This window comes from Mesorhizobium sp. M7A.F.Ca.CA.002.05.1.1, from assembly GCF_003998335.1.
In the GTDB taxonomy this organism is placed as follows: Bacteria; Pseudomonadota; Alphaproteobacteria; order Rhizobiales; family Rhizobiaceae; genus Mesorhizobium.
Genome location: NZ_RZQI01000506.1, coordinates 1 through 4,406 on the forward strand (window position 1 = coordinate 1; position 4,406 = coordinate 4,406).

The 4,406-nt window shown below is 63.3% G+C and carries 5 protein-coding genes and 1 riboswitch; of the genes, 4 read left to right on the top strand and 1 reads right to left on the bottom strand.

Annotation, left to right across the window (positions count from 1 at the left end; genetic code table 11):
- Positions 1–624 (top strand): S-methyl-5-thioribose-1-phosphate isomerase (mtnA, locus tag EN939_RS22645; RefSeq protein WP_127269805.1); only part of this gene is annotated, 624 nt, incomplete at its 5' end.
- A 9-nt stretch (positions 625–633) separates the two neighbouring features.
- On the opposite strand, the gene EN939_RS22650 is transcribed toward mtnA, so the two are convergent.
- Positions 634–1,173, bottom strand: coding sequence for an Lrp/AsnC family transcriptional regulator (locus tag EN939_RS22650; protein WP_127269807.1), 540 nt, complete (start codon positions 1,171–1,173; stop codon positions 634–636).
- A gap of 49 nt (positions 1,174–1,222) precedes the next feature.
- Here EN939_RS22650 and EN939_RS22655 point away from each other — a divergent pair, with 49 nt between their 5' ends.
- From EN939_RS22655 to fba, 3 genes are all read left to right on the top strand, one after another.
- Positions 1,223–2,392 (top strand): MFS transporter, encoded by a 1,170-nt coding sequence (locus tag EN939_RS22655; protein ID WP_127269809.1) that lies wholly within the window; start codon positions 1,223–1,225, stop codon positions 2,390–2,392.
- A gap of 66 nt (positions 2,393–2,458) precedes the next feature.
- Positions 2,459–2,657, top strand: a riboswitch (FMN riboswitch).
- Between the two features lie 77 nt (positions 2,658–2,734).
- On the top strand, positions 2,735–3,208 hold the full coding sequence (locus tag EN939_RS22660) for a 6,7-dimethyl-8-ribityllumazine synthase (protein ID WP_127269811.1): 474 nt from the start codon (positions 2,735–2,737) through the stop codon (positions 3,206–3,208).
- 162 nt (positions 3,209–3,370) lie between these two features.
- Positions 3,371–4,406, top strand: a 1,036-nt coding sequence (gene fba / locus EN939_RS22665; protein WP_127269813.1) for a class II fructose-bisphosphate aldolase, incomplete at its 3' end; no start/stop codon positions are given.

The following is a 4,406-nucleotide window of genomic DNA, read 5'->3' on the forward strand; positions in this document are numbered from 1 at the left end:
GTCAACATCCTGACCCACTGCAATGCCGGCTGGCTGGCCACGGTCGACTACGGCACCGCCACGGCGCCGATCTACCTGGCCACAGAAGCCGGCATTCCGGTCCATGTCTATGTCGATGAAACGCGGCCGCGCAACCAGGGCGCACAGCTGACCGCCTGGGAGATGGCCGGGCACGGCGTGCCGCACACACTGATCGTCGACAATGCCGGCGGCCATCTGATGCAGCGCGGCGCAATCGACATGGTCATCGTCGGCACCGACCGCACAACGGCCGACGGCGATGTCTGCAACAAGATCGGCACCTATCTGAAGGCGCTCGCCGCCGCCGACAATGACGTGCCGTTCTATGTCGCGCTACCGTCGCCGACCATCGACTGGACGGTACATGACGGACTGGCCGAGATCCCGATCGAGCAGCGCTCGGCCGACGAGGTCTCGCTGGTCTGGGGCAAGACCGCTGCCGGCGAGATTGCCCAGGTTCGCATTTCGCCGGAGACGACGCCTGCGGCCAACCCGGCCTTCGATGTGACGCCGGCGCGACTGGTCACCGGCTTGATCACCGAGCGCGGCGTTGCCAAGGCATCGCGCGAGGGATTGAAGGCGATGTTCCCCGAGCGGGCGTAGCCCACGTCCCTAGTACAGAGGCTCCGCCATATGCTTCGGGGTCGGCCACGTCTCGGTAATGCCCGGCTGCACCGGCCGCTCCAGATAGGTCGATAAAACCACATAGCTGCGCGTCGAGGTGACCCCCGGCGTTTCGTACAGGCGCGCCAAAAGGCCTTCGAGTGCTCTGGTGTCTTCCGTGCGGACCTTCAGCAGCATGCAGGTGTCGCCGGCGACCGTATGGATCTCCTCGACTTCGGGATATTGCGAGACCGCCATCAGCTCCGGCGTCTTTCCCCAGCCCCTGGTGTCGATATGGACAAAGGCAAGCAAAGGCTTTTTCACCGCCCGGGGATCGATGATGGCGACTGTGTTGCGGATGGCGCCGCTGCGACGGAGCCGTTTGACCCGCTCATGCGCTGCGGGTGGCGACAAGCCGACGCGATCGCCGAGTTCGGCGTAGCTGATCGTGGCGTCATCGACCAGGACACCTAATATTCTTCGGTCTGTCGCGTCGAGATCGCGGGCCGCGGGCCTGTTCTGCAGAATGCCATCTGTTTCTTCATCCATGGCGAAATTCCGGGTTCTCCGCTGAATGGAATACGGCCATTATGCTGATATGTCGAACATTGATCAAGTTGCGCCATTGACTGCCCGAGCCCCGATCCCGGCGCTTGCCTATCTGCTGACCGGATGCATCGCTGTCATCGGCTCGAACTCGCTTGTGCTGGGTCCGATCGCACCGGCTGTCGCCTCGTCGTTCGGAACCAGCGTGCCGGCCGTGATGATTGCGGCGGCAGCGTTCGGCCTTGGCACCTCCGCAAGCGCCCTGTTCCTTGCGCGCTACATCGACCGGCTCGGTGCTCGCAGGATGCTGCAGAGCGCACTGTTGCTGTTGGCATTGGCGCTGGTCGCAAGTGCCGCTGCACCCACGGTGACCATGCTGGTCTCCGCACAGCTGCTGGCCGGCATCGCTGCCGGCATCGCCATGCCCGCGATCTATGCCAGCGCCGCAGCCATTGCCCCACCGGGCAGGGAGAGCGGCACGATCGGCGTCGTCCTGACTGGATGGACGCTCAGCATGGTCGCCGGCGTTTCGCTTTCGGCCGTGCTTGCCGATCTTGTGCATTGGCGCGCCGTTTTCGCAGCGGTCGCGGTGCTTGCGGCCCTTGCATGGATGGGGCTGACAGTGACGTCGCTCAGCGACATCAGGAAGGCCGGACCGGCGCCCGCCCCGCTGGAAGCGCTCGGCATTCCCGGAATCCTGCCGCTGCTGGTGGCGTGCGCGGCCTTCATGACTTCGTTCTACGGCGTCTATGGCTATCTCGGCGACCATCTTCATGTCGGGCTGGGACAGCCGGTGAGCGCCAATGGCCTGGCGGCGCTTGCCTACGGCATAGGCTTCGGGACGGCTGCTCTGCTCGACGGCGTCATCGACAGACTGGGTGCGCGGCGCGTAATGCCGTTCGCCTATCTTCTGGTCGCAGTCGTCTATGTCGCGATGGCGGCGACGAGCGGCAGTTTCGGGCTGACCTTGACCATGGTGGCAATCTGGGGACTGGCCAATCATTTCGGCCTGAATGTCCTGGTAATGCGCCTGTCTGCGCTCGATCCCTCGCGGCGCGGCACGATCATGGGCCTGAACAGTGCGGTGACTTACCTCGCGGTCTTCGTCGGCACCACCAGCTTCGGGCCGCTCTACTCCAGCTTTGGTTTTGCCACCTGCGCAATGGTCGCAGCATCGCTGATGCTGATCGCCGCATCGGCGGCGGCGTGGCGCACGCGATAATCGAACGGACTTGGCCCAACCTTCTCACGGTTGACAGCAGCGCCCTGCCCTTTCATACAAAGCCGTTAATGTTCTCAGGGCGGGGTGAAAGTCCCCACCGGCGGTAAGGACTCTTAGTTGCGCATGATTCCTTTCCGAAAACCGTTCCGGTTTTCGGGGTCATGCGCGGGCCCAAGCCCGCGAGCGCTTTCCGGTTTCGGAAAGGTCAGCAGATCCGGTGTGATTCCGGAGCCGACGGTTAGAGTCCGGATGGAAGAGAACGAAACGGAAGCCGGCCCGCTCTTCGCGGGCTTAATCCGTATCGTGCGTCCTGATTCTGGTTCGAAACGGAAGGATGGGCCCATGAATCAGCATTCCCATAAAGACTACGAAAAGACTCGCATCGCCGTTATCCGCGCGCGCTGGCATGCCGACATCGTCGACCAGTGCGTGCAGGCCTTCGAAGCGGCACTGGCTGACATCGGAGGCGAGCGCTTCACCGTTGACGTCTTCGACGTGCCGGGCGCCTATGAAATCCCCCTGCATGCCAAGACCCTGGCCGGGACCGGCCGCTATGCCGCGATCCTCGGCACCGCTTTTGTCGTCAATGGCGGCATCTACCGGCATGAATTCGTCGCCAGCGCGGTGCTCGACGGCATGATGAACGCGCAGTTGTCGACCGGCGTGCCGGTGCTGTCGGCGGTGCTCACCCCGCACAACTACCACGACAGCGCCGAGCACCACCGCTTCTTCTTTGAGCACTTCACCATCAAGGGCAAGGAGGCGGCCAATGCCTGCGTGCAGATCCTGGCGGCGCGGGAGTTGATCGCGGCTTAAGTCACCAAAACGGCCGGATTTCAGCCCTGCAACAAGAATTGCGATCGAGAAGAGCTCTGAAGGTTGCGGTTCCGTTGAAATCCCGCCAGAAGCATCAAGGGCCGACCGGCAACCGGCCGGCCCGCGACGTTGCGCTTGAAACCAGATACGGGAGACTATTGGGTGGCTCGCATAACACTGAGACAATTGCTCGACCACGCCGCCGAATACGGCTACGGCGTGCCCGCTTTCAACATGAACAATATGGAACAGGGCCTCGCCATCATGGAGGCCGCCGAGGAGACCAAGTCGCCGGTCATCCTGCAGGCCAGCCGCGGCGCGCGCGCCTATGCCAATGACGTGGTGCTGGCCAAGCTGATCGACGCGCTGGTCGAAATCCATCCCGACATTCCGGTCTGCATGCATCTCGACCATGGCAACAACGAAGCCACCTGCGTCACCGCGATCCAGTACGGCTTCACCTCGGTCATGATGGACGGGTCGCTGAAGGAAGACGGCAAGACGCCGGCCGACTACGCCTACAATTCCGGCATCACCAAGCGCGTCGTCGACATGGCGCATTGGGGCGGCGTGTCCGTCGAAGGCGAGATCGGCGTGCTCGGCTCGCTGGAGAGCGGCGGCGGCGAGCAGGAAGACGGCCACGGCGTCGAAGGCGCGATCAGCCACGACCAGCTTTTGACCGATCCGGAACAGGCGGTGGAATTCGTCAAGGACACCCATGTCGATGCGCTGGCGGTTGCCATGGGCACCAGCCATGGCGCCTACAAATTCTCGCGCAAGCCGGACGGCGCGGTGCTGGCCATGAACGTCATCGAGGAGATCCACCGCCGCCTGCCGAACATGCATCTGGTCATGCACGGCTCGTCCTCGGTGCCCGAGGACCTGCAGGAGATCATCAACAAATATGGCGGCCAGATGAAGCCGACCTGGGGCGTGCCGGTCGAGGAAATCCAGCGCGGCATCAAGCACGGCGTGCGCAAGATCAACATCGACACCGACAACCGCATGGCGCTGACCGGCGCGATCCGCAAGGTGCTGACCGAGAACCCGAGCGAGTTCGATCCGCGCAAATATTTGACACCGGCCATGGCCGCCATGCGCAAGCTCTGCAAGGAGCGCTTCGAACAGTTCGGCACCGCCGGCAACGCGCAGAAGATCAAGCCGCTGCCGGTCGCCGAAATGGCCAAGCGCTATAAGT

What these genes read in the sequence shown, in the direction of transcription:
- EN939_RS22655 (WP_127269809.1), top strand. Translation starts at nt 1,223, where the DNA reads ATGTCGAACATTGATCAAGTTGCGCCATTGACTGCCCGAGCCCCGATC.
- EN939_RS22650 (WP_127269807.1), bottom strand. Translation starts at nt 1,173, where the DNA reads ATGGATGAAGAAACAGATGGCATTCTGCAGAACAGGCCCGCGGCCCGC.
- EN939_RS22660 (WP_127269811.1), top strand. Translation starts at nt 2,735, where the DNA reads ATGAATCAGCATTCCCATAAAGACTACGAAAAGACTCGCATCGCCGTT.